We start from the raw sequence: 1,939 nt of genomic DNA, 5'->3' as shown, positions 1-1,939 counted from the left end.
AAACTTCCTTGTACTCTATTCACATTCAAGCTTACTTCCTCGCTTATTATTTCTTCTATTTGGTTGTTGATAATACATCTATAAAGCGTACCATTTGGGCTTTCGGCATTTCCAACACTTTTAATTTTTAATTGCTCTGTAAGTGCTCCATCTATGTAATTGTTGGCATCATCTAAGTTGCTGAAAGCAGTTTCATTGGGTCTTTTTCTTTGCCATTGGTAGATTAAGTCTCCACCTAGGGCTGAAATCTCAAAATTTGAGGTGTTTCCGTAGCAATTGATTAAAGACAATGGCTGGGTAACAATAGCTAGCTCGGGGATTAATCTGGCGGTTATTTGAATTCGCGGACTTTCGCAAATGCCAATAGTTTGGCTTACCCAAAAAGTATAAAGTCCAGGAATTGTAACTTCTGGAGTTTGGCTTAAAGGAATTGATGAAATTGCACTTTCATACCATTTTAAACTTTGACCATTGGCTGTAAAAATTAATGCAGAAGGGCTATAAACAGAATCTGGGGTGGTATTTATTGGGCCTTCAATTCCAGGAACCACTTTAATATTCACACTTTCAGAAACCGCATCACAAGAGTTTTTGCAAGTGACTGTGTAGGTGGTATTTTCTGTAGGGGATACATTTATTTGAGCAGAAGTTTCTCCAGAAGACCAAAGGATTTCTCCTTTGCAGCTTGAGCTTAAAATGTTTACATTCGCACCAGCACAAATCGTAGAATCTGAAAAAGGCACTGAAATACTCAATTGCGGATGAAAAACAGCCGAAACAACATTGGACGTGGCGATATTACATGAACTATTTATGCAATCAACTCTCGCTCTGAAATAGAAAGTGCTATCGTTTCCAGGATTATTGAAATTAAAGGCTAAAGCGTCTGAAACAGAAATATTTTTCCAATTTGTAGAACTTTGAGATGAGCTAGTTTTATTTATTTGCCATTGAATATCACAAATTCCTTCACCACCAATTACTGTTTTTGTGAGATTTAGAGTATTTCCAAAACAAACCGAATCTGTATCAGCCACAATGTTTATACTTGGGTCAGGGTTGATGTTGAAAGTAGAGATATTTGAATACACAGTATTGCAAGAATCAAATACCATCCTTCTGTAACAAGTCGAAACCAAAAGAGCAGGAGGATTGAAAGTTACTGAGTTTTCTCCAGAAATATTCACCCATGCAGGGTTTGCAGCCAAGCAATCTTCCGCTTTTTGCCATTGGATAGTTCCACCAGACGGATTTTGAACGCTTGCGATGGTCAATGGATTGAAACCCGCACAGTTTGTTGAAGTATTAGAAACAATAGATCCAGGCGTCAATACAGAATAGACTTTGATGTTAAGCGTCTGACTTTGTGGAGATTGGCACTCTGTAGTTTGGCATTTTGCGGAAATACTGAAATTATTATTTGCAGTAATTTCAATACTTGCACCTTGCATTCCATTGCTCCAAATTATATCACCCAAGCAGTTTGAGGTAGTTAAAATAATGGTTTCCCCAAAGCAATAATTCAATTTTGAAGTAGAAATGTTAGGAGCTTCAATTCCAGGAACTACTGTAATATTCACACTTTTAGAAACCGCGTCACAAGAGTTTTTACAAGAGACTATATAAGTAGTATTTTCTGTTGGTGCAACATTAATTTGAGCTGAAGTTTGGCCTGTAGACCAAAGAATTTCTCCTTTACAGCCTGAAATTAAAATACTTACATTCGCACCAGCACAAATGGTGGAATCTGCAAAAGGCACCGAAATACTCAATTGCGGATGAAAAACAGCCGAAACTACATTGGAAGTAGCTATGTTGCATGAACTAATTATGCAATCAACTCTTGCTCTAAAGTGAAAAGTGCTATCGTTTCCAGGATTATCGAAACTAAAAGCTAATGCGTCTGAAACAGAAATATTTTTCCAAGCTGTAGAACTTT

General features: G+C 37.1%; 1 protein-coding gene. It reads right to left on the bottom strand.

The features are described from left to right. On the bottom strand, positions 1–1,939 hold a 1,939-nt coding region (locus EGI22_RS15460; RefSeq protein WP_255069336.1), incomplete at both ends, for a hypothetical protein.

It is taken from the genome of Lacihabitans sp. LS3-19, assembly GCF_024343575.1.
Lineage (GTDB): Bacteria > Bacteroidota > Bacteroidia > Cytophagales > Spirosomataceae > Leadbetterella.
Note: the sequence above shows the minus strand (reverse complement) of the source record. Positions and strands in the feature narration are given on the sequence as shown.